Source organism: Streptacidiphilus jiangxiensis (genome assembly GCF_900109465.1).
GTDB lineage: Bacteria > Actinomycetota > Actinomycetes > Streptomycetales > Streptomycetaceae > Streptacidiphilus > Streptacidiphilus jiangxiensis.
The window spans coordinates 202,613-224,122 of record NZ_FOAZ01000006.1 but is presented as its reverse complement, the minus strand read 5'-3'; the positions used below and the strand labels follow the sequence as shown (position 1 = coordinate 224,122).

At 72.6% G+C, this 21,510-nt stretch carries 15 protein-coding genes; 8 read left to right on the top strand and 7 right to left on the bottom strand.

Features of this window, described 5'->3' with window-relative positions:
* Positions 1-45: 45 nt before the first annotated feature.
* From BMY61_RS14200 to BMY61_RS14185, 4 genes are all read right to left on the bottom strand, one after another.
* The gene (locus BMY61_RS14200; RefSeq protein WP_042451054.1) at positions 46-2,796 is read right to left on the bottom strand and encodes a bifunctional YncE family protein/alkaline phosphatase family protein; all 2,751 of its coding nucleotides are present in this window, start codon (positions 2,794-2,796) and stop codon (positions 46-48) included.
* 4 nt (positions 2,797-2,800) lie between these two features.
* Positions 2,801-4,162 carry an ABC-2 family transporter permease gene (locus BMY61_RS14195; protein ID WP_042451240.1) on the bottom strand — a complete coding sequence of 454 codons (1,362 nt, stop codon included), beginning with the start codon at positions 4,160-4,162 and terminating at the stop codon, positions 2,801-2,803.
* 20 nt (positions 4,163-4,182) lie between these two features.
* Positions 4,183-5,169, bottom strand: a complete 987-nt coding sequence (locus tag BMY61_RS14190) for an ABC transporter ATP-binding protein (RefSeq protein ID WP_042451052.1) — start codon at positions 5,167-5,169, stop codon at positions 4,183-4,185.
* A gap of 180 nt (positions 5,170-5,349) precedes the next feature.
* Positions 5,350-6,720: a cryptochrome/photolyase family protein gene (locus BMY61_RS14185; RefSeq protein ID WP_042451050.1), complete on the bottom strand. Its 1,371-nt coding sequence runs from the start codon at positions 6,718-6,720 to the stop codon at positions 5,350-5,352.
* 186 nt (positions 6,721-6,906) lie between these two features.
* On the opposite strand from BMY61_RS14185, the gene BMY61_RS46125 reads away from it, so the two are divergent.
* Positions 6,907-7,272, top strand: coding sequence for a hypothetical protein (locus BMY61_RS46125; RefSeq protein WP_075003901.1), 366 nt, complete (start codon positions 6,907-6,909; stop codon positions 7,270-7,272).
* On the opposite strand, the gene BMY61_RS14175 is transcribed toward BMY61_RS46125, so the two are convergent.
* Complete coding sequence (locus BMY61_RS14175; protein WP_042447120.1) at positions 7,260-8,117, bottom strand: sterol desaturase family protein; 858 nt, start codon at positions 8,115-8,117, stop codon at positions 7,260-7,262. The two genes, BMY61_RS46125 and BMY61_RS14175, sit on opposite strands and share 13 nt — an antisense overlap.
* 98 nt (positions 8,118-8,215) lie before the next feature.
* Between BMY61_RS14175 and BMY61_RS14170 the strand changes: the two genes are divergently transcribed.
* The 4 genes from BMY61_RS14170 to BMY61_RS14155 all read left to right on the top strand — a co-directional run bounded on the left by BMY61_RS14170 (position 8,216) and on the right by BMY61_RS14155 (position 11,691).
* Complete coding sequence (locus BMY61_RS14170) at positions 8,216-8,983, top strand: FadR/GntR family transcriptional regulator (RefSeq protein WP_201777560.1); 768 nt, start codon at positions 8,216-8,218, stop codon at positions 8,981-8,983.
* A gap of 108 nt (positions 8,984-9,091) precedes the next feature.
* Entirely contained in the window at positions 9,092-9,565 is a 474-nt protein-coding gene (locus BMY61_RS14165) for a hypothetical protein (RefSeq protein WP_042447123.1), read from the top strand.
* 119 nt (positions 9,566-9,684) lie between these two features.
* Positions 9,685-10,296: a hypothetical protein gene (locus tag BMY61_RS14160; RefSeq protein WP_236655993.1), complete on the top strand. Its 612-nt coding sequence runs from the start codon at positions 9,685-9,687 to the stop codon at positions 10,294-10,296.
* A 279-nt stretch (positions 10,297-10,575) separates the two neighbouring features.
* Positions 10,576-11,691 (top strand): mechanosensitive ion channel family protein, encoded by a 1,116-nt coding sequence (locus BMY61_RS14155; protein ID WP_236655994.1) that lies wholly within the window; start codon positions 10,576-10,578, stop codon positions 11,689-11,691.
* Here the strand turns inward: BMY61_RS14155 and BMY61_RS47085 are convergent.
* Positions 11,655-13,397, bottom strand: coding sequence for a discoidin domain-containing protein (locus BMY61_RS47085; protein ID WP_052438652.1), 1,743 nt, complete (start codon positions 13,395-13,397; stop codon positions 11,655-11,657). The genes BMY61_RS14155 and BMY61_RS47085 overlap by 37 nt on opposite strands.
* 219 nt (positions 13,398-13,616) lie before the next feature.
* Here BMY61_RS47085 and BMY61_RS14145 point away from each other — a divergent pair, with 219 nt between their 5' ends.
* The 3 genes from BMY61_RS14145 (at position 13,617) to BMY61_RS14135 (ending at position 20,913) form a co-directional block, all read left to right on the top strand.
* Entirely contained in the window at positions 13,617-14,456 is an 840-nt protein-coding gene (locus tag BMY61_RS14145) for an alpha/beta fold hydrolase (RefSeq protein WP_201777561.1), read from the top strand.
* 209 nt (positions 14,457-14,665) lie between these two features.
* On the top strand, positions 14,666-18,436 hold the full coding sequence (locus tag BMY61_RS14140; protein ID WP_483316197.1) for a HAMP domain-containing protein: 3,771 nt from the start codon (positions 14,666-14,668) through the stop codon (positions 18,434-18,436).
* Positions 18,433-20,913, top strand: a complete 2,481-nt coding sequence (locus BMY61_RS14135) for a SpoIIE family protein phosphatase (RefSeq protein WP_042447126.1) — start codon at positions 18,433-18,435, stop codon at positions 20,911-20,913. The genes BMY61_RS14140 and BMY61_RS14135 overlap by 4 nt, the downstream gene beginning before the upstream one ends.
* Positions 20,914-20,928: 15 nt before the next feature.
* Here BMY61_RS14135 and BMY61_RS14130 read toward each other — a convergent pair whose 3' ends face one another.
* Positions 20,929-21,348 carry an SsgA family sporulation/cell division regulator gene (locus tag BMY61_RS14130; protein ID WP_042447129.1) on the bottom strand — a complete coding sequence of 140 codons (420 nt, stop codon included), beginning with the start codon at positions 21,346-21,348 and terminating at the stop codon, positions 20,929-20,931.
* Between the last annotated feature and the right edge of the window lie 162 nt (positions 21,349-21,510).

The window sequence follows — 21,510 nt, the reverse complement described above, 5'->3', positions numbered from 1 at the left end:
CCGCGCGGGAACGCGCGGGCCTGAGGATTTCTGCGCCGGAGCCGATCAGCCGTCGGTCTCGGAGGAGGGGAGGTAGGCGCCCGGGACCTGGCTGGGGGAGTAGATCTTGGTCTCGCCCGGGTACGGGGTGGCCCAGTTGTGGGTCTCGTACCAGACCAGGTGGTTCATCTGCGCCGGGTTGGCGTAGTCCGGGATGGCGTTCGGGCCGGTCAGGTGCTGCAGGGACTGCCAGGCGGCCCACTGCGCCGCGACGGCCTGCTCCGCGGCCGGCGGGGCGGAGGTGCGGGGGGCCGGGGAGGCGTGGCGGTCCTGGGCGGCCGGGACGTCGACGCCGCAGGGCGGCGGGGTGGACAGGCCGTCGGTCAGCGAGGTGCGGTTGGGCACCGCGGTGAACGGCGTGTAGTCCGGCTTGTCGGTGAAGGCCGTGCCCATCGGCGTGGCGGCCGCGTCCTTCTGGTTCATCGGGTGGATGCCGAGGATCTGCTCGATGGTGCGGACCATCGTGATCTGCGAGTAGTAGTGGTCGTCGACCACGCCGTGGTGCGCCCAGGGGCTGATGATCTGGATCGGCGCGCGGTGTCCGTCGACGTGGTCCAGGCCCGCCTGGGAGTCGTCCTCGACGACGAAGATCGCCGAGTCCTTCCAGTAGGGGCTGTGCGAGATCTCGTCCACGATCTTGCCGGTGGCCAGGTCGTTGTCGGCGACCTGCGCGGCCGGGCTGGCCGGACCGCCGGTGTGGTCGCTGGAGAGCCAGAGCATGTTCAGCGCGGACGGGCCGTTCTTCTCGAAGTCCTGCTTCCAGATCTCGTACCGGTACTGGTCCGGCACGCTCAGGTCGAACTTCGGGAAGGCGGACACCGAGACGCTGTTGAGCGAGGGGATCGGCGAGGACGAGGCCAGCGTGTAGGCGCTGGGCTGCCCGGTCGTGTCCATGGTCTTGGCGTCGCAGTACAGGTTCTGCCAGCTGGCGTCGGCCGGCTTGGTCAGGAACTGGTGGAACTCGCCGAAGTCCCGCACGCTCTGGCCGACCGCCTGCGCCCCGGTCCACAGGAAGCCCGAGGCCTGGTGGCCGAGCGCGTCGTCCTCGGTGTCGTAGCTGCGCAGGTACTCGCCGGCCGAGGACTCGGTGTACTCCGGGTCGTCCGCCTGCATCAGCCAGTTGTGGCCCTCGGCGGAGTTCGTGCCGACGTCGTAGGTGTTGTCGTAGAGCCCGAACTGCTGCGCCAGCGCGTGCTGGTTCGGCGTCACGTTCTCGCCGAACTGCGTGAGCGCCGGGTCGCCGTTGCCCTGCGGCAGGTCGCCGAAGACCTGGTCGTAGGTGCGGTTCTCCTTGACGATCAGGAACACGTGCTTGATCGTCGACGGGTCGCCGATCCGGGTCGGCACCGGCACGGGCTTGGCCCGGTGGCCGTTCGCCAGCTTGACCGAGTCGTTGGTCCAGCCGTTCTCCTTGAACACCTTGGCGGTCTGGTCACGGATGACGCGGTCGCTCGGCAGCGTGAACGTGGTCAGGCTGGAGGTGGTGTCGTGGGTGTTGTGCGCACCGGTCGCGTCGGGACGCAGGGCGTCGATGCCGCGGGTGTTGGAGACGACGACCTGGCCGCCCACCGTGGTGATCTCGGTGGGGAAGTAGTCGGTCGGCAGCAGGCCGACGTAACTGACCGGGTCCTGCGGGCCGCCGTAGCGGTAGACCGCGACGGCGTTCGCACGGCCGAGGGTGACCAGCAGGTGGCCGTCGTCGGTGAGGGTCACCGCGTCGGGCTCGTAGCCGACCTGGGCCTCGGGCCAGGGCTGGGTGGCGATCGTCTGCACGACCTTGTCGCGCCGGGCGTCGATGACGGACACCTGGTTGGAGGCGGTGTCGGTGACGAACACCGCACCGTCCTTGGCGTAGACGGCGGTCGGGTGCAGGCCCACGTCGATGCTGCCCACGGCGGCCGAGCTGTCCGCGAGGTCGATGACGCTGACCGTGCCCGTCGTCGTCGCACCGGTGACGGGGCTGGCCGGCACCTGCGTGCCGTAGGAGTTGAGCGTCGACTCCCCGGGCTGGGCCGCGCGCCCGCCCTCGTTGGTGACGTAGAGCTTCTGGCCCACCTGCACGATGCCACGCGGCGCGTTGCCGACCGTCCAGCTCTGCTCGACCGCGCCGGTGGCCGCGTTGATCGCGACCACCCGGTTCTGGCCGTTGATCGCGCTGTAGAGCGTGGAGCCGTCGGCGGAGAACACCGCCCCCGAGCCGAGGGCCTGCTGGGTGCCCTGGGCGGCGATCCGCACGGCCACCGGGTTGGCCAGGCTGCCGTCCGCCTGGACCGTGAACCGGGTGTAGCCGTCGGCCTGCCCCAGCCACAGCTGGGTGCCGTCGGGTGAGTAGACCGGCGCCTCCTGGCCCACACCGTCGTTGGGAATCCGCAGGTCGTCCACCGACGCCGAGCCGATGCGCTGCTGCACCTGACCGGTCTTGAGGTTCACCACCACCAACGACGCGTCGCCGTCGGCGACCGCGGCCGCCAGGTGGGTGCCGTCCGGGCTGACCCGGGACGCCATCAGCTTGCCGTCGTTGATGACGAGCCGGGTGCCGTAAGGGCTCAGGTACTGGTCGCTGGAGATGACCTCGCCGTGCGAGGTCTGCTGGCCGACCTGCTCCGAGCCGAACTGGCGGGTCGAGGCGAAGGCGGTCCCGGTGGCCACGGCGACGGCGGTGACGCACGCCGTCACCAGCGTGGCGCGGCGGCCGACACGCCGGCCGAGAACGACGATGTGCTCCTTCTGTACACGTCGACGACGCGTGACCTGCATGGAGTCATCCCTTCGTAGGGGTGGGCAGCAGTTCGACGTTCCCGTCGAACTGCCACAGTGGGTTCGGTGCGTCCCCGGTCTGGGTGCGCACCAGGAAGTAGCCGTTCACGTCCTTCGGTCCGTCACCGTCCGCCTCCAGGCGGCCGTTCGGGGCGACGGTGAGCTGGTAGAGCGCGGTGCCGGGGGCCGCGGCGCCGGGCAGGTGCCAGGTCACGACGCAGTGCCAGTCGTTGCCCGCGCCCGACGGGTCCTCCGTCGACTGGCCGTCGCCGCGCTCGCACGCGGCACTGGTCTGCAGTTGCGCCTCCGTGACGGCCGGCCGGTGCAGCTCGTCGGTCTGCAGCCGGTACAGGTGGGCGAACACGGTCGCCACCTGCTGCTGCACCTTGTCCTGGGTGATGCCGGAGCCGGTGGAGGGTGTTGCGAGCGCCACCGCCGCGAAGGTCAGCGCGAGCAGTGCGGCCAGCGGCAGCGCCCCCAAGGCGAGCGCGCGGCGCCCGAGCCCGTCGTCGCTGCCGCCGGTGAAGTCCCGTCGCTTGAAGAGGAGGTAGGCCGAGGCCGTGGCGACCGCGGCCCAGGCCAGGCTCACCACGACCGAGATCAGCAGCTCGTCGGCCTGGGCGGGGGCGGTGAACAGGCCGTTCCAGGTGACGAACGCGTAGCCGGGCAGGGTCAGGCGCAGCGCCACCGGCAGCGGCAGCATCTGTGCGAGCTGCATCGCCACGGCCGCGAGCGCCGGCACGAGCAGGCCCATCGGTGAGCGTCCCAGCACCACCGAGCCGAGCAGTCCGAGCGCCGCCAGGGCGAGCGTGGGGGCCAGCGCACAGACCCACGCCAGCAGCACCGCCCCGGCCGCGTCCGACGGCGCCAGCTGGTGCCCGTCCACGCCGACCAGCGGCCTGTTCCCGACCGCGACCAGTCCGCCGACCGTTCCGGAGAGCGCCAACCCGGCCACCAGCAGCACGATCACCGTGCCGCTCGCCAGCGCCTTCGCGACGAAGATCCGTCGCGTCGAGCGGACCGCGACCAGCAGGTGCCGCCAGGTGCCGAGGCGGTCCTCGACGGCGAACACGTCTCCGGCCACGACCGAGGTCAGCAGCGGCAGCGCCCACGAGCCGGAGAACCCGAGCACCACCAGCGGACCGGCCCAGCCCGTCGCGTGCATCCACCGGCCGAACAACGTGTCGGACGGCAGCGTGCCCTGCTGGGCGACCGCCGCCACGAACAGGCCGGGCAGCGTCCAGCAGGCGAGCAGCAGCAGCCGGACGCGCCACTGCGCCAGCAGCTTGACCACCTCGAACCGGTACGCCCGGGTCACCGGCACCCGCTCCTCGGTGGGCGCCTCGTCCTCGGCGTCGAACTCGATCTCCTCGGAGACGGTCGCGCTCACCGGTCACCCTCCTGCCGCACTGTCCCCTGCTGATCCGTCTCCTGCTGATCCGTCTCCGGCTCCTCGGTCAGCGCCAGGAACGCGGCTTCCAACGGCGAGACCACCGGGGCGACTTCGCGCACGCCGACGCCCGCGGCCACCAGCGCGGCCACCAACCCCTCGACAGCCGGGGCCAGTGCGCGCACCAGCAGCGCCTGCGTGCCGCGCCACGCGCCCGTCCCCGCGACCGGGCGTACGCCCTCCGTCTCCCCGGCCACTCGACGGGCGGTGTCCGGATCGGAGGTCAGCAGCCGGTACTCGAGCTCGCGTTGGTCCGTCGCCAACTTGCCCAGCGGGCCCGCGAAGCGGACCCGGCCCGTTGCCAGGATCACCACCTCGGAGCAGAGCGCCTCCAGGTCGTCCATGCGGTGGCTGGAGAGCACGATCGTGGTGCCCGTGTCCGCGAGACCGCGCAGCACCGCGTGCACCTGCTGCTTGCCGGCCGGATCCAGGCCGTTGGAGGGCTCGTCCAGCACCAGCAGCCGCGGCTGGATCAGCAGCGCGGCCGCCAGACCGAGGCGCTGTCGCATACCGAGCGAGAACCCGCGCACCCGGTCGTCGGCGACCTCCGTCAGCCCGACCTCGGCCAGCGCGGCGCCGATCCGGCCGCCCGACACGTCCTGGCCGCGCAGGGCCGCCAGGGCGGCCAGGTTCTTCCGTGCGGTCAGCGAGGGGTAGAGGCCCGGCCCGTCGACGAAACCGGCGACGCCCCGCGGCGCCGGGCGCGCCCGCCCCACGCGGCGGCCCAGGACGGTCAACTCGCCCTTGTCGGCCACGGTCAGGCCGAGCAGGAGCCCGAGCAGCGTTGTCTTGCCCGCGCCGTTGGGGCCGGCCACGCCGTGGATCTGCCCCGGTGCCAGGTCCAGATCGACCCCGTCCAGAGCCACGACGTCGCCGAAGCACTTCGTCAACCCACGTGCCCGTACCGCACGTTGTGTGTCCATAGGCCCCTCCCCACGCGCGCCACCAGGCACGGTAGGGCGTGAGTGGACACAGTCAGGGCACAGCCAGGGGCAGTCGGTTGAACACCGGGGAAACGTCGGAGGGCCGACTGCCCGACCGTCGGCGGTCGACAGTCGGGCAGCCGGAGTCGACGGCCTGGTCCGGTGGGTCAGGCCGCCCGGTCAGGCAGCCACGCCGCGCCGGGCACGGAACCGCGCGAGCGCCGCGTCGAGCGCCACCAGCGGTGCGGGATAGCCGAGTTCGGCGCGCAGCGCCGACGGAAGCCGCCACGGTTCGAAGATCGCGGGCGCGCTCAGCCGGGCCAGCTCGGGCACCCATCGGCGCACGTACGCGCCGTCCGGGTCGTACCGCTTGGCCTGCGCCACGGGGTTGAGGACGCGGTTGGGGCGGGTGTCCGTGCCGGTGCCCGCGACCCACTGCCAGTTGAGCTGGTTGTTCGCCACGTCCCCGTCGACCAGCAGCGACAGGAAGTGCCGCGCGCCCTCGCGCCAGTCCAGGCCGAGGGTCTTGCACAGGAAGCTGGCCGTCACCATCCGGGCCCGGTTGTGCATCCAGCCCTCGGCGCTCAGCTGCCGCATGCCCGCGTCCACGAGCGGGTAGCCGGTGCGGCCCTGTCGCCACGCCTCCAGCTCGGCCGGGTCGTCACGCCAACGGTCGTGACGTGACCGGTAGTCGGCGTGTGCCGCGTCCGGGCGGGCGGCGAGCACCTGGTGGTGGAAGTCGCGCCAGGCCAACTGCCGCTCGAAGGCGCGCGCGCCCGGGCTCGCGGCCGTGCGCGCCCGGTGGACGAGCTCGGTGGCCGACAGCGACCCGAAGTGCAGGTCGGGGGAGAAGCGCGAGGTCAGGTCGTTGGCCAGGGTGTCGTGCTCGTCCTCGTAGTCGTCCAGGTGGCCGTCCAGCCAGCGGCGCATCCGGGCCCGTGCCTCGCTCTCCCCGCCCTTGGCCAGCTGCGGCGAGAGCCGGTCCACCGGCGGTCGGTGCGGCAGCGGGGCCGAGGCGAGGGCGGCGGGCGTCAGCAGGCCGCGCGGCGGCGGCAGGGGGCGCCGCTGCGGTACCTGCGACCAGCGGCGCAGGTACGGGGTGAAGACGGCGTAGTGGTCCGAGCCCGTCGGCGTGACCGCGCCCGGCGCCACGGCGGTGACCACCGCCTCTTGCGTCACCAGCCGCGCTCCTGCGCCGCCCACGGCGGCCCGCAGCCGCTCCTCGCGGGCGCGGGCGAAGGCGCTGTGGTCGGCGGCGAGGTGGACCTCGCTCGCGCCGGTGTCATGGACCAGCCGCGCGACCTCCTCGGCCGCCGAGCCGCGGCGCAGCACGAGCCGGCTGCCGCGTTCGCGCAACGCGCCGTCCAGGTTCGCGAGGCAGTCGTGCAGGAAGGCGAGCCGGTTGGGCGCGGCGAATCCGGCGGCCGCGACCGCCGGATCGCTCACGAACACCGGGACGACGGCCTCGCGCCCACCGGCCGACGCGGCGAACAGGACAGGATTGTCGGCCAGCCGCAGATCGCGGGTGAACAGGCAGATGCGAACCGTCATGCCCAACCTCTCGAAACAGTGCCGCGATCAACACTGCGCCGCCCTGCTCCGCTCCACACATGTGCATCGCTTCCGCATCGAAGCACGGTGCCCGGTTCTCCGTTTGGGGACCTGAAACGTGGTCAGACGCGAAGAGGGGGACGGCGCCCGCCGTCCCGGTTCGCTCCCACGACGAGAGGCTTCGGCATGCTTCTGCTCGGTCTGCTTCTGCTCTGCGGGACGGCGGCCTTCACCGGACTGCTGATCGCGGACAACCTCGACGGCGGCCCCGACCGCACGGTGGCGCTGGTCGGCAGTACCACCGCGACCATGAACAACCTGGAGATCTTCCTGTCCGGCGTCGCCCTGGCGCTCCTGTTCGGGGCCGGCCTGGTGACAGCCGTCATCGGCGCGCACCTGCTGCGCCGACGCCGCGCCGCCCTGCGGGACGCGCGCCGGGCCGCCCCGCGCCACGCGGCGCCGGAGCCCGCCGCCGCCGGCGCGAGCACCGGCACGGGCGCCGGCCCGCTCGCCGGCTTCCCGCCGCTGCGCCGCCTGCGTCAGCTGTTCTGACCGTCCCTCGCCGTCGCCAGGGCGACGGTCGCGTAGGCCGCGCCCGGCGTGCCGAGCAGCACGGTCAGGCGCTCCCGCAACGTGCGCACCGCGCGCAGGTCGCGGCCGATCGCGGCGTACTCGTGGAAGGCGACGCGCAGCGGGTTGTACGTGTCGATGTTGCGCGTCAGGCCGTACTCCACCCGCTCGGTCTCCGGAGTGAAGGTGCGGAACAGCCGGTCCCAGACGATGAACACCCCGCCGTAGTTGCGGTCCAGATAGCCCTGGTTGGAGCCGTGGTGCACCCGGTGGTGCGAGGGGGTGTTCATCACCGCCTCGATCGGGCGCCACATCCGGTCGATGCGCTCGGTGTGGATCCAGAACTGGTAGAGCAGGTTCACGCTCTGCGCGGTGAAGACCATCGCGGGGGAGAAGCCGAGCAGCAGCAGCGGCAGCCCGAACGGCAGCGAGCCGATCCCCGTCCAGGTCTGCCGTAGCGCGGTGGAGAGGTTGTAGCGGCGGCTGGAGTGGTGGTTGACGTGCGCGGCCCACAGCAGCCGGATCCGGTGCCCGGCGCGGTGCTCCCAGTAGTAGAGGAAGTCCCAGCCGACGAAGACCGCCGCGGCGCTGGCCCAGCCCACCGCCCAGTGGACGGGGGCCAGTTCGGCGACCCAGTGGTAGCTCGCCACGATCAGCACGCCCCAGCCGAGGTTGGCCACGATCGAGCCGATGCCCATGCTCAGGCTGGTGGCGGTGTCCCGCGTCGCGTAGCCCTGCTCGGTCTCGTCGGGCAGGAGGACGAACGAGAGCAGTTCGAGAGCCATCAGCACCACGAAGGCCGGGATGGCGTAGGTCGTGAGGTCCATGGGCCGGGAGGCTACGCAGCCCGGACCGGGCTTGGCAATAGCTGGTCCAACCAGTTGACCAGTTGACCACTCGCGCCGTGCGAGCCATGCTGGCCGACGTGAACGACTCCGCCGCCCGCGCCGACAACGCCCGCGCCGACAACGCCCGCGCCGACACCGCCCCCGCCGCCGGACCCCGGACCCGGCTGCGCCGCGAGCCCGTCTCCGACCAGCTCTTCACCCGGCTCCGCAGCGACATCCTCGGCGGGGTCCTGCCTCCCGGCGACCCTTTCCCGTCCGAGCGCGAGCTCTCCGAGGAGTACGGCGTCAACCGCCACGCCGTGCGCGAGGCCGTCAAGCGGCTCCAGCAGGCCCGCCTGGTCGAGGTCGCCCACGGTGGCCGCACCCGCGTCCTCGACTGGCGCCACACCGCGGGGCTCGACCTCCTGGTCGACCTGCCCGAGATCCACGGCGCCGCCGTCTCCCCGGCCGTCCTGGAGCGCGACACCGTCGAACTGCGCGCCTGCATCGGCGCCGACGCGGCCCGCCTGTGCGCACTGCGGGCCACCCCCGACGTCGTCGCCGCCATCACCGAGGCCGCGGCCCACTACGCCGAAGCGGGCCCCGACCTGAACAGCCTCGGCGAGGCCGACGTCGCCTGGTGGCGCCTCATCATCGAGGGCAGCGGAAACCTCGCCTACCTGCTCGCCTTCAACACCCTGCTGGCCGGCGCGCTCATCTCCGTGGAGACACCCCCACTGGACCACCGCGCGGGCGAACTCCTCGACGCCGGCGCCCACATCGAACTCGCCCGCCTCATCGCCTCCGGCGACGCCCCGGCCGCCCACGCCCACGCCCACGCCCTCCTCAGCGGCGCGGCGCACTGAAGCACTGGCGGGGCGTGTCAGTGCTCCACGCGACCTGCGCGAACTCTGTGACGGTGCGACCTGGAAATGCCAGGCTGGCACTACGCGGTGGGAGAAGGGGCGAGCCAAGTGAGTCGTACGACGCCGATCCGCTTCGGTGACACGATGTTCTGGGCCTACGACGTTGCGCTGGGTGTCCTGTTCGCAGAGGCGATCCACGTCGCTGAAAGGTCGTTGGAAGACCCGCAGCCGTCCTGGCGCAGTGACCTGATCCAGGAGATGCGCGTGAACGCCGTGGTCGGGAGCTCCCTCTCCGTACTCCTGGACCCGCTGGACGCCGACCAGCGGGCCGCGCTGCTCACCTGGGTGCAGGAGGCCTGCTCGCGCCTGACCGCACGCGGTGGCGTCAGCGCCGCCGAGGTGGCGAGCTGGGACGTCCTGGACGGAGAGAGCATCCACCTGCGGGGCGCCGGTCACGTCGCTGCGGGTCCCGTCGCCGAACTCGGCGAGGCGATAAGACTGTTGCTCGCCGGCGCCTTGCCACCCGCGCCGGAAGGGCAGCATTGGTACTACGGCACGCCGTCCGGTCGTAGCAGCATCTAGACCTCCTGTCCGAAGAAGGCTCACCCTGGCGTCGGCGATGGTCGCCCAGGAGTTCCCCCAACTGCCGGAACCCCCTGCCTCGGACGGGAACCGGTAGGACTGGCTGCGCGATCCAGGCCGTGTCCGGTGAATCCAAGTCGGAGGGCGTCGCCCGGAAGCCCGACTTCTCCGCCGCCGGGGTTCAGCCCCGCAGCCAAAGCCTGATGGCGGCGACTGTGACCGTGCTGTGGATCGTCGCGGACCGGGCGCCGATAGGGTGCGGCGCGGCGTTGGCAACGGGACCGGAAGGCGGGCGGGCACAGATGGGCGGGGACACATGGTGGGCGACCGGACCGTATCAGGAAGATCCTGCCGTGGCGTTCCGGCAGGCGCAGGAGCGGGCGTTGCGAGATCAGGACCTCGGAGCGTGGGAGGGCAAGTCCCTCGCGGAACTGTGGCAGGACGAGGAGTGGCAGGAGTACGTCTTCACCGAGGGCACAGGCTCCGTGCTCGACTTCTTCGACTTCTCCGCTGACCCCGCCAGGCCGGACGAGGTCGGGATGATGAGGCTCCTCACGGACCAGCAGCTCCGCGCCTGCTTCCCAGACGGCCGACCCGGCTTCGCCGCGTGGAACGACGCGCTGCTCGGGAACGACCTGCCCTTCCCGCCGCGGGCGTGCGGCAGGTGCATCGTGCTGTATCGCGACGGCCGTCCTGCGGAAATGGGCTATTGGGGCAGGACTGCGGACTGAACCGCACGGAGGGACGCGCGCCCACGGGCCTCAGGCGAAGGTCTGCTCCGCGAATGACAGCCCGCCTCGGTCACCGGGGGAGAGCACGAGCCGGGGCGAGTGCCGTGGTGCCTGCCGCAGGCTCCGGCGCGACCGGCTGCACCCGGCGCACGACGTAGTCGGGATCCAGCACCAGGCGTGGCAAGGGCCGCCCCGACGCACCGTTTGGGCCGTCACCGGTCCGGTTAGGCGCGGCCGGGAGAGGGCGCGAGACGCGCAGCCGGAGAGTGGGGAGGCCAGATGAGTCCAGCGGTCGCATCCGTCGCGGAGCCTGTGGTCGCCGTCGCCGCATCCGTGGCGGGCGCGTGGTCGGCGGTCAAGCTGGCGGAGGTCGCCGCACAGAGGACCGGCCGCCTGCGCAGGATGGGCGGCGGCACGCCGCTACGGGTGCTCGGCCGGTGCCGGAGGCCGCTGCTCGCGACGCTCGTGCCGATCGCCCTGCTGGCCGCCGGCAGCCGGTTCCGCTGGGCGGGCGACGCGGACGGCGTCGCCCGGCACACGCTCGTCGTGCTGCTGATCGCCGCCACGGCCTGGTTGCTGTACCGGATCGCGAGCCTGGGCTTCGACCTGGGGCTCGCCCGCTACACCGTCCAGCCGCGCGACGCCGCGCGGCTGCGGCGGGTGCGCACCCAGGCGGACCTGATGCGGCGGATCACCGGGGCGCTGTGCGCGGTCCTCGCCGTCGCCGCGATCCTGATGACCTTCCGCACCGTGCGGACCGTCGGCACCAGCGTCTTCGCCTCGGCCGGCCTGCTCGGACTGATCGCCGGCATCGCGGCGCAGAGCACCCTGGCGAACCTCTTCGCCGGCATGCAGCTCGCCTTCGGCGACATGATGCGGATCGGCGACGAGGTCGTCGTCGCGGGGGAGTGGGGCACGGTCGAGGAGATCACCCTCACCTATGTCGTCGTCGCCACCTGGGACCAGCGCCGGATCGTCATGCCCGCCTCCACCTTCGCGGGAAAGCCGTTCGAGAACTGGTCCCGTCGCGACCCGGCGATCACCGGGACCGCGCTGCTGCACGTCGACTACCGCGCCGAGGTCGCCGACCTGCGCCGTCGCCTCGCCGAGATCCTTCGTGCGACGGACCTGTGGAACGGTCAGGGCCAGGCACTCCAGGTCGTCGACAGCACCCCGACCACGCTGGTGGTGCGTGCCCTGATGACCGCCGACAACGCCTCCGACGCCTTTGACCTGCGCTGTCTGGTCCGCGAACAGCTCGCGGCCCACCTGCGCGACAAGCAGCCGGGCGCGCTCCCGCGCGTCCCCGTGGGGACGGTGGACGGGAGCGGCCCGGCTGCCGGTGACGCGGGCTGGGATCAGCTGCCCAGCACGTCGAACTCCCACAGCGAGTAGCCCCACTGGGTGCCGCGCGCGGTGCCGTACATCCGCACGTAGCGGCCGCTGCCGGAGACGTTCAGCGTCTGCGTGCCGCCCGTTCCGGTGGTGGTCGAGTAGATCGTCGTCCAGTTGGTGCCGTCGTTCGAGGTCTGGATCTGGAACGCCTTGCCGTAAGCGGTCTCCCAGGCGAGCGTGACGCCGCAGATGGTGTGCGTGGCGCCGAGGTCGACCTGGAGCCACTGCGGGTCGGAGAACTGCGAGGACCAGCGGGTGCCCAGGTTGCCGTCGACGGCGTTCGGCGCCGGGAAGGAGGTGTTCTCCTGGGAGGACGCGGTCGCCGGGCGGTTCAGTGCGAGGTCGCTGGTCCCGCAGGTGCCGCCGCCACCGCCGCTCGGGCCGGTCCACAGCTGGTCGGCGGCCCCGGTGCAGGTCTCGATGTCCAGCCGGGAGGTGGTGTTGCCGCCCGGATCGGTCAGGCACAGACCGGAGTTGGGGTTCACCAGCTCGCCGTTCGCCTGGTGGGTCCAGCCCTGGGCCGGGGTGCCGTTGCAGGGGTACCAGTCGGTGTTGGTGCCGCTGCTGGTGCCCGCGCTCACCACGTCGAGACAACCGCCCTGCACCCGGACGGTGTTGTCACTCCAGGTGGACCACTGCTGGCCGCTGCTGCCGTCGCAGGCGGCGAGGGCCATCGGATTGCCCTCGGTGTTCAGCGAGTTCTGGTTGGCCAGGCACAGGCCCCCGTTGCCGGTGACCGTGCCCGAGGCGGTGGAGGTCGCGGTGGGCGTGGAGTTGCCGCCCTGTTCGTAGACGGCGACGTAGCCGACGCTCATCGAGGCGCCGGAGCTGGTGGCGGCGGTCGGCGTGGTCGATCCCTGCACACCGTTGGGGTAGTTGCCGCCCATGGCGAGGTCGAAGATGAGGAAGAAGCCGTGGTCGATCGCCTGCTGCCAGGCCGCGGTCCCGACGGACGCCTCGGTGACGGTGCTTTCCACCGTGCCGTCCATGAGGAACTGCAGCGACTCGGCGCTGGTGTTCGTCCGGTCCACGATGACCGAGTAGGTGTGGTAGCCGGTCTGGCAGCCCGAGCCGGCGCCCGGGCAGGCGATGAGCGGGTGGCCGCTGCTCCCGGCCGAGTCGTGCAGGGTCTGCGAGGCCTCGTTGAGGCCGTTGACGTCCTCCATCATGTCGATCTCGCCGGACTGCGGCCAGCCGCCGCCCGCACGCATGGGCGAGCCGAGCGCCCAGAACGCGGGCCAGTAGCCGAGCCCGTTCGCCGGGTTGGGCTGCTCGACGGAGGCGGTCATCTCCAACTTGCCGCCCGCCGGGGCCTGGAAGTCGTCGCGGGTCGACTCGATCCGGGCGGAGGTCCAGCTGCTGCCGTTGGCGAGGGCCTTGAGCACGAGGTGGCCGTTGCCGTCGAGGTAGGCGTTCTGTGTCGAGCTGGTGGTCTGCTCGATCTCGCCGGTGCCGTAGCCGGTGCCGAGGTCGTAGAACCAGTTGTTCGACGAGGGCGCGGACCCGGCCGCGCCGGCGAAGTCGTCGCTGAACACCGTGGTCCAGCCGGACGGCGGCGGGGGCGGGGTGTCGGCGCTCGCGGCCGGTGCCGCGGCGACGCCGGCGGCGGAGAGCGCGGACAGCAGGGCGAACACGGCGGTCGCGCTGAGCGCGCGGAGCCGGGCGGAGCGGGTGGCGCGGGTGAGACGGGTCATGCGGGTGGACATGCGACTCTCCCCTCGGGGACGCGTTCCGGGGCAGGACGATGGGCACGGAGAGGCTCGCCAGAGCTGAGAGAGCGCTCTCTCGCGTCGCACATGGTGTGCCCTCGTCACATCGCGTGTCAATGAGCCGGTAACGTCGCCGGGTTGAGCACGGGCTTGAGCACCGGGTTGGGCACCGGGTTGAGCACGGGGTTGAGCACCGGCTTGGGAACGGAGGACGGAGTGGACGTGGCGGAGGAGCGCTGGACGCGGTCGGGCGTGCGCCTGCGCCGGGTGGCGCGGCGGGACGGGCCGTGGAACTGGCTGTTCGTGCCCGGGGGTCCGGGGCTCGGGTCCGAGTCGGTCGCCGGGCTGGCGCAGGCGGCGGCGGTCCCGGGGACGACGTGGCTGGTGGACCTGCCCGGCGACGGCTCGAACCGCGGCCCGGCCGTCCCCGCGCGCCCGTTCGAGCGGTGGCCGGGGGTCCTCGCGGAGGCGGTGGAGGGCCTGGAGCGCACCGTGATGGTCGGGCACTCCACGGGCGGGATGTTCCTGCTGTCCGTACCGGAGCTGGAGCGGCGGCTCTCCGGGCTCGTGCTGGTCAGCAGCGCGCCGCATGCGGGCTGGCGTTCCGGGTTCGAGCGGTGGGCGCAGGCGCACCCGCTGCCCGGTCTCGCCGAGGCGGCCGAGCGCTACGCCGCGGCCCCCGGGGACGCGACGCTGCGCGAGCTCACGGTGGCCGCCGCGCCGTGGAACTTCACCCCCGACGGGCTGCCGCAAGGCCGTGCGCTGCTGGAGGGGCTTCCCTACTGCCACGACGCGGTCGCCTGGGCGGACGTGCACTTCGACGCGGACTACCGTGCGCTGTGGACGCCGCGGGCCGTGCCGACCCTGATCGTCGGCGGCGCCGAGGACCGTCTCGTCGACCAGCGGCTGTGGGACGAAGCCCCCGGATTCAGGCAGCCGAACATCGTGCGTCGCACGATCGCGGCAGCCGGCCATTTTCCCTGGATCGACAACCCCGACGCCGTCCGTGACGCGTTCGCGGGCATGACGGGGCGACTCGACGACGCTTCCGCCTGAACCCACCCGGACCGGGCGTCTACCCCGTGCGTGCGGATCGACACGGTGGGTGGGGTGCGGGTGGTCTTTCTCTCACGCATTCGGATGGCTCGTGCAATGGTCCGGGTTCGAACAGCCCCCGAACGAGGGGGATGCACGGCCCTCGGCGATCCAGGGGTGGGCGTGCCGGGCATGTCCCGGAGGTGCTGTGGCCCCCTAAGCTGGCCCAGATGTTCGCGAGTGGCCGTCGCGGTCCGTCCGGCGAAATCCGCCGGGCGAGCGGGGGCCGGGAGGCGGTGGCGGCGATGTCGGGCGGGGAACGTGGACAGCTCGAGGCGGTGTCGGCCGTGGGTACGCCGGAGGCGGGGCTCGGTCAACTGCTGGCCGGGCTGACCGCGGTCCGGGACGGTGACTTCAGCACCCGGCTGTCGGACGAGGGCGAAGGACTGCTCGGCGAGATCGCCGTCGTCTTCAACGGCATGGTCGACCAGCTGTCGCTGTTCACCTCCGAGGTGACGCGTGTCGCCCGTGAGGTCGGCACCGAGGGCCGCCTCGGCGGGCAGGCCGACGTGCCGGGCGTCTCCGGCAGCTGGAAGGCGCTGACCGACTCCGTCAACGCCATGGCGGGCAACCTGACCACTCAGGTGCGCGACATCGCCCAGGTCGCCACCGCCGTGGCGAGCGGCGACCTCTCGCAGAAGATCGAGGTCGACGCGCGCGGCGAGATCCTGGAGCTCAAGAGCACCGTCAACACGATGGTCGACCAGCTCTCCTCCTTCGCCGACCAGGTGACCCGGGTCGCGCTGGAGGTCGGCACCGAGGGCCGCCTCGGCGGGCAGGCCGAGGTGCCGGGCGTCGCCGGTGTCTGGCGGGACCTGACGGACTCGGTCAACTTCATGGCCGGCAACCTGACCGGCCAGGTCCGCGCCATCGCCCAGGTCGCCACCTCGGTCGCGCAGGGCGACCTGACGCGCAAGATCGAGGTCGACGCGCGCGGGGAGATCCTGGAGCTGAAGACGACCATCAACACGATGGTCGACCAGCTCTCCGCCTTCGCGGCCGAGGTCACCCGTGTCGCCCGCGAGGTCGGCACCGAGGGCAACCTCGGCGGGCAGGCGACCGTGCGCGGCGTCTCCGGCACCTGGAAGGACCTGACCGAGTCCGTCAACGTCATGGCGGACAACCTCACCGCGCAGGTCCGTTCGATCGCGCAGGTCACCACGGCCGTGGCGCAGGGTGATCTGACCCGCAAGATCGACGTGGACGCGCGCGGGGAGATCCTGGAGCTGAAGACGACCATCAACACGATGGTCGACCAGCTCTCCGCCTTCGCGGCCGAGGTCACCCGTGTCGCCCGCGAGGTCGGCAGTGAGGGCCGTCTCGGCGGCCAGGCGGAGGTCGAGGGCGTCTCCGGCACGTGGAAGCGGCTGACGGAGAACGTCAACGAGCTGGCCGGGAACCTCACCCGCCAGGTTCGCGCGATCGCGCAGGTCACCAGCGCCGTCGCCAAGGGCGACCTGACCCGCTCGATCAGCGTCGACGCCTCGGGTGAGGTCGCCGACCTCAAGGACAACATCAACGCGATGGTCGAGTCGCTGCGCGAGACCACCCGCGCCAACCGCGACCAGGACTGGCTGAAGACCAACCTGGCGCGCCTGTCCGCGCTGATGCAGGGCCGCCGCGACCTGCCGGTCGTCGCCGAGCTGATCATGGATGAGCTGACCCCGCTCGTGGAGGCCCAGTACGGCGCGTTCTACGTGGCGGCGGAGGGCGACGACGGCCCCCGGCTGCACATGATCGGTGCCTACGGGCGCGCGCCGGGGGAGCCGACCAGCTACGCCTTCGGTGAGACGTTGGTGGGCCAGTCGGCGCGCAGCAAGCGCACCATCGACGTGGAGAACCTGCCGCCCGGCTACGCCACCATCTCCTCCGGCATGGGCCGGATCGCCCCCACCGCGCTGGTGGTGTTGCCGATCATCGTGGAGGACCAGGTGCTGGGCGTCATCGAGCTCGGGTCGGTGACGCCGTTCACGCCCGTCCACCGCGACTTCCTGCAGCGGCTGATGGAGACCATCGGTGTCAACGTCAACTCCATCCTCGCCAACGCCCGCACCGAGGAGCTGCTCGGCGAGTCCCAGCGCCTGGCGGCGGAACTGCAGGCACAGTCCGGCGAGCTGCAGGCGCGCCAGGACGAACTGCAGCGCTCCAATGCGCAGTTGGAGGAGAAGGCGGCACTGCTGGTCTCGCAGAACAAGGACATCGAGACCAAGAACCTGCAGATCGAGAAGGCCCGCCAGGAGTTGGAGATGCGCGCCCAGCAGCTCTCCCTGGCGTCGAAGTACAAGTCGGAGTTCCTGGCCAACATGAGCCACGAGCTGCGCACGCCGCTCAACTCCCTGCTGGTGCTGGCCCAGCTGCTGGCGCAGAACCCGGGCCGGAACCTGACGCCGAAGCAGGTCGAGTACGCGGGCGTGATCCACTCCGCCGGGTCGGACCTGCTGCAACTGATCAGCGACATCCTGGACCTGTCGAAGGTCGAGGCGGGTCGGATGGACCTCAGCCTGGAGGAGGTGCCGCTGCGCGGGCTGCTCGACTACGTCGAGGCCACCTTCCGGCCGCTGACCAGCGACAAGGCGCTCCAGTTCCGGGTCGCGGTGGTGCCGGGCACGCCGTCGGCGATGGTCACGGACGAGTCCCGGCTGCGGCAGGTGTTGCGCAACCTGCTCTCCAACGCCGTCAAGTTCACCGAGCGCGGCGGGGTCGACCTGCGCATCTCCTGCCCCGGGCCGGACGAGCTGCCGGCGGGCGTCGAGGGCTACGGGCCGTTCATCGCGTTCGAGGTCCGCGACACCGGCATCGGCATCTCCGAGGACCAACTGACCATCATCTTCGAGGCGTTCCAGCAGGCCGACGGCACCACCAGCCGCCGCTACGACGGCACCGGGCTGGGTCTGTCGATCAGCCGCGAGCTGGCCCGGCTGCTGGGCGGCGTCATCACCGTCACCAGCCGGCCGGGCGAGGGCAGCAGCTTCGTGCTGCACCTGCCGCTGCGCCACCCCGAATCGCCCGAGCACGCCGACGTCGACGTGCCGGCCCAGGTGGAGCGGACCGCCCTCCCGACCGGGATGGACTGGGAACCGGGCTTCACCGCCGTCGACACGCCGTCGGAGCGGCGGCTGCTGGTCGTGGAGCGGGAGGCGCGCGGTCTGCTGACGCTGGTCGCGGAGAGCGCCGTGGGCGATCTGGCCGCCGTCGATCCGGACGGCAGCCCCGTCCGCCTGAGCACGGTGACCGGGGTGACCGAGGCGGCGGCCGTGCTCGCTCTCGACCAGCAGCACTGCATCGTGGTCGAGTTGGGCGAGCAGGACCAGCAGCTGTGGGGGTTCCTGCAGGCGCTGGAGGAGGACCACGCGCTGCGCGGCATCCCGCTGGTGGTGCACAGCCGCGGCCTGTCCGGCGCGCACGAGCAGACGCTGCGCGAACGCACCGGCGCCCGCCCGCTGGACGTCACCGACAGCCTCGACGAGCTGCGCGACCGGGTGCGTGAGCGTCTGGCGACGCAGCAGCCCGCGCCGGTCCCCGTGGTCGCCCGAACGGCGGCGGTGGCGGTGGCCGTCGACGAACGCCTGGCCGCGCGGACGGTGCTGGTGGTCGACGACGACGTGCGCAACGTCTTCGCGATCAGCCAGATCCTGGAGATCCAGGGGATGTGCGTGCTGCACGCGGACAACGGGCGCCTCGGCATCGAGACCCTGACGGCTCATCCGGAAGTGGATCTGGTGCTGATGGACGTGATGATGCCGGAGATGGACGGCTACCAGGCCACCGCGGCGATCCGGTCCATGCCGCAGTACGCGACGCTGCCGGTGGTCTCGGTGACCGCCAAGGCCATGCCGGGCGACCGGGACAAGAGCCTGGCCGCGGGCGCGGACGCCTACGTCACCAAGCCGGTCGACGCGCGCCAGCTCGTCGCCACCATCCAGGAAGTCCTGGGCCTGTGACGGAACGCCAGGACGACGCGGCTGCCGCCCAGGTGGGCGCGCCCGGGGTCGGCCGACTGGCCGGGACCGTCGAGCGGGTCGACGCCGTCCTCGACGCGGCGGGCGGGTCCGTCGACGCGCGGGCCCTGGTCGACCGTGCCACGGGCGTGCTGATGGAGCGTCTCGGCTGCGGCCCGCAGGAGGCGCTGCGCGAGCTGCACGCCCGCGCCCGCGCCCAGGGCCGGGCGGTGCTCCGCTGCGCCGACGAGATCCTCTCCGACCCGTCGGCGCCGTCGCCGCGCGCCGACGCGGACGGACCGGTTCCCGCTCCCTCGACCCCGGCGGGACGCGCGCCGGGCGTCCCGAACGGGTCGTCCGGGACGCAGGCGGCCGCGTTGCCGCGGTGGCACGCCGAGGACGGGCAGCGTGCGGTCACGGCGATCCTGGAGCACGCGTTGCAGCCCTTCGGGGCCGACAGCGTCCAGCTGTGGGCCGCCCGCGAGGACGGCGGTCTGCGGCTCGCCGGACGCGCCGGGCTGCGGCTCGCGCCGGGGACGGAGCGGGCCCTGCCCGGTTTCCCCGGCGTGGCGGCGCAGGCGGTGCGGGCGGGGGAGCCGGTCTGGGCCGAGCCCTCGCCCGCGACGCCGGGCACCGCAGCGGCTGCCGCCCCGGTGGCTGCCGTGACCGTCGCCGTTCCGGCGTTGCGGCGCGGCCGGGTGGTCGGCGCCCTGGAGATCAGCTGGACCAGCGGCGCGCCCGCCCGGGACGACCGGCTCGAGCGCGAACTGGTGGCGCTGGCCGAGCTGGCGGCGCACACCCTGGACGAGCCGGCCCCGCCCGGCGGCGCGGCGACGTCCGCCACCGGGGAGTTCGCGACCGCGGGCGTCTTCGGCGCTCCGGGCGCCATGTCCCTCTCCGCGGCGCCCCCGACTCCGGCCCCCGGCGTCCCCGTGGCCGCGGAGGAGGTGCTGCGGCAGCTCGCGGACAGTCTCCACGACCCGGCCCTCGTGCTCACCCCGCTGCCCGACGCGGACGGCAACCCTCTCGACTTCCGCGTCGCCCACGTCAACGAGTGCTTCGTCGACCCCGCCGGGCGTTCCGCCGAGCTGGTCCGGGGCCGGGCGCTGCGGGACGTCTACCCGGGCTTCTGGCAGCCCGGTGGCCCGGCCGAGCGGATCGCGCACGTCCACGCGAGCGGTGAGGCGTTCCGGTGCGACCGGCTGGCGCTGGTCGCCGAGGTCGGGGACACCCCGGTCACCGTCTGGGCCCGTGTCGGCGCGAGCCGCGTCCACGACGCGGTGCTGCTGACCTGGCGGGTCGACGAGGACGACGCCCGGCTCGGGCCGATGCTGCAGCATGCCCAACGGCTGGGCCGCATCGGCGGGTTCGAGGACGATCTGGTCAGCTCGCGGTCCACCTGGAACCCCGAGCTGTTCGAGCTGTTCGGCCTGGCGCCGCACAGCGACCCGCTGACGCTGTCGCACCTGCGGGCGTGGGTGCACCGCGACGACCGCGAGGCGTTCGACGCCTTCCTGGCCGGGGTGACCCTCCACCAGGAGCCGCGCGAGGTGTCCGTCCGGTTCCACCGGGACAGCGACCACGTGGTGAGGCACGTCCGCGTCGTGGCGGAGCCCGTGGTCGACGAGGCGGGCAGCCTCGTCGCGATCCGCGGCGCCTGCCAGGACGTCTCCGCGCACCACTGGACCGAGGTCGCCCTGAGCGCCACCCGCGACCAACTCGCCCACACCCAGGCCGAGGCCGACGAACGCGCCCGCCTCGCCCGCCGGTTGCAGCACGCCATCATGCCGCCCACCCCCGGCACGGTCTCCATGGCCGGGCTCACCATCGGCGTCCGCTACCGCCCGGCCCACCAGGACCACGCGGTGGGCGGCGACTGGTACGACGCCGTGCCGCTGCCCAACGGTGACGTGCTGATCTCCGTCGGCGACGTGGCCGGCCACGGCATCGAGGCCGCGACGGGCATGGTGGCGCTGCGCAACGCGCTGCGCGGCCTCGCCACCACCGGCGCCGGCCCCGGACAGCTGCTGGCCTGGCTCAACGACGTGGCCTTCCACCTCACCGAGAGCGTCACGGCCACGGCGGTGTGCGGGCTCTACCAGCCCGAGCAACGTCTCTTCCGCTGGGCGCGGGCCGGGCATCCGCCGCCGGTGCTGCTGCACGAAGGTGTCTCGCGCTCGGTCGACTTCGGCCACGGCATCCTGCTCGGCGCCATCCCGGACGCCGCCTACGCGGAGCAGGAGCTGACCCTGCCGCCGGACGCCACCCTGCTGCTCTTCACCGACGGCCTGATCGAACGCAAGGACAGCAGCGGCCTCGACGACCTCCACGCCGCGCTCCGCAGCGCGTCCTTCCCCGCGACGGGCTCCCTCGCGGACCAGCTCGACCATCTGCTCGCCCACAGCCGCTCCGACACCGACGACGACACCTGCCTCATCGGCATCCACCGCCCCGCCGAGGCGGCGTCGCCCGGCGCCTAGCCGACCGACGGACGGTCAGGAACGCTCTCGGCCGAGGACGTCGTCCCAGGCGTGGTCCCAGTCGTAGACGGCGCTCTCCTCGCCCGGGGGCACACAGGCGCGGCAGGCGCGCAGGAACAGAGCGACGTCGGGGGTGGGCGCCTCGAGGACGGCCTCCGCCCGGCCCGACCGCAGGTGGAGGCGGAGGACTCCCGAGGGAGAGGGGACCACGCGGACGTCGGCCTCGCCGACGGGGGCGAACAGGCCGGCTTCGAGCATCTCGAGGGAGAGCAGCCAGGTGAGGTCGCCCAGGTCCGGGCCGAAGATGCCCGGGAAGCTGAGCCGCACCGCGAACGGGTCGCGGCGGCGGTAGGTGAGCCTCGCGGGCACGCGCACGCCGCGAGCGGAAGGATCGACCAGCACGAGCGTGACAGGATGCTCGATCTCGGTGAACAACGGGGCTCCTCAAGGCTCCTCGGGACGTGACGAACGGACGCTTGGCAACGGCGTGTCGGTCGGGTCCGGTCAGGGCACGGCCCGCCGACACGCCGTCAGCTCGCGCTTGCCCCGATCCGGCCGACGGAAACGGTGGGAACGCCGGATCGGTTGCGTGCGTTC

Coding starts and splice junctions, on each gene's coding strand:
- BMY61_RS14200 (WP_042451054.1), bottom strand. CDS start 2,796: ATGCAGGTCACGCGTCGTCGACGTGTACAGAAGGAGCACATCGTCGTT.
- BMY61_RS14190 (WP_042451052.1), bottom strand. CDS start 5,169: ATGGACACACAACGTGCGGTACGGGCACGTGGGTTGACGAAGTGCTTC.
- BMY61_RS14185 (WP_042451050.1), bottom strand. CDS start 6,720: ATGACGGTTCGCATCTGCCTGTTCACCCGCGATCTGCGGCTGGCCGAC.
- BMY61_RS46125 (WP_075003901.1), top strand. CDS start 6,907: ATGCTTCTGCTCGGTCTGCTTCTGCTCTGCGGGACGGCGGCCTTCACC.
- BMY61_RS14175 (WP_042447120.1), bottom strand. CDS start 8,117: ATGGACCTCACGACCTACGCCATCCCGGCCTTCGTGGTGCTGATGGCT.
- BMY61_RS14155 (WP_236655994.1), top strand. CDS start 10,576: ATGAGTCCAGCGGTCGCATCCGTCGCGGAGCCTGTGGTCGCCGTCGCC.
- BMY61_RS47085 (WP_052438652.1), bottom strand. CDS start 13,397: ATGTCCACCCGCATGACCCGTCTCACCCGCGCCACCCGCTCCGCCCGG.
- BMY61_RS14140 (WP_483316197.1), top strand. CDS start 14,666: ATGTTCGCGAGTGGCCGTCGCGGTCCGTCCGGCGAAATCCGCCGGGCG.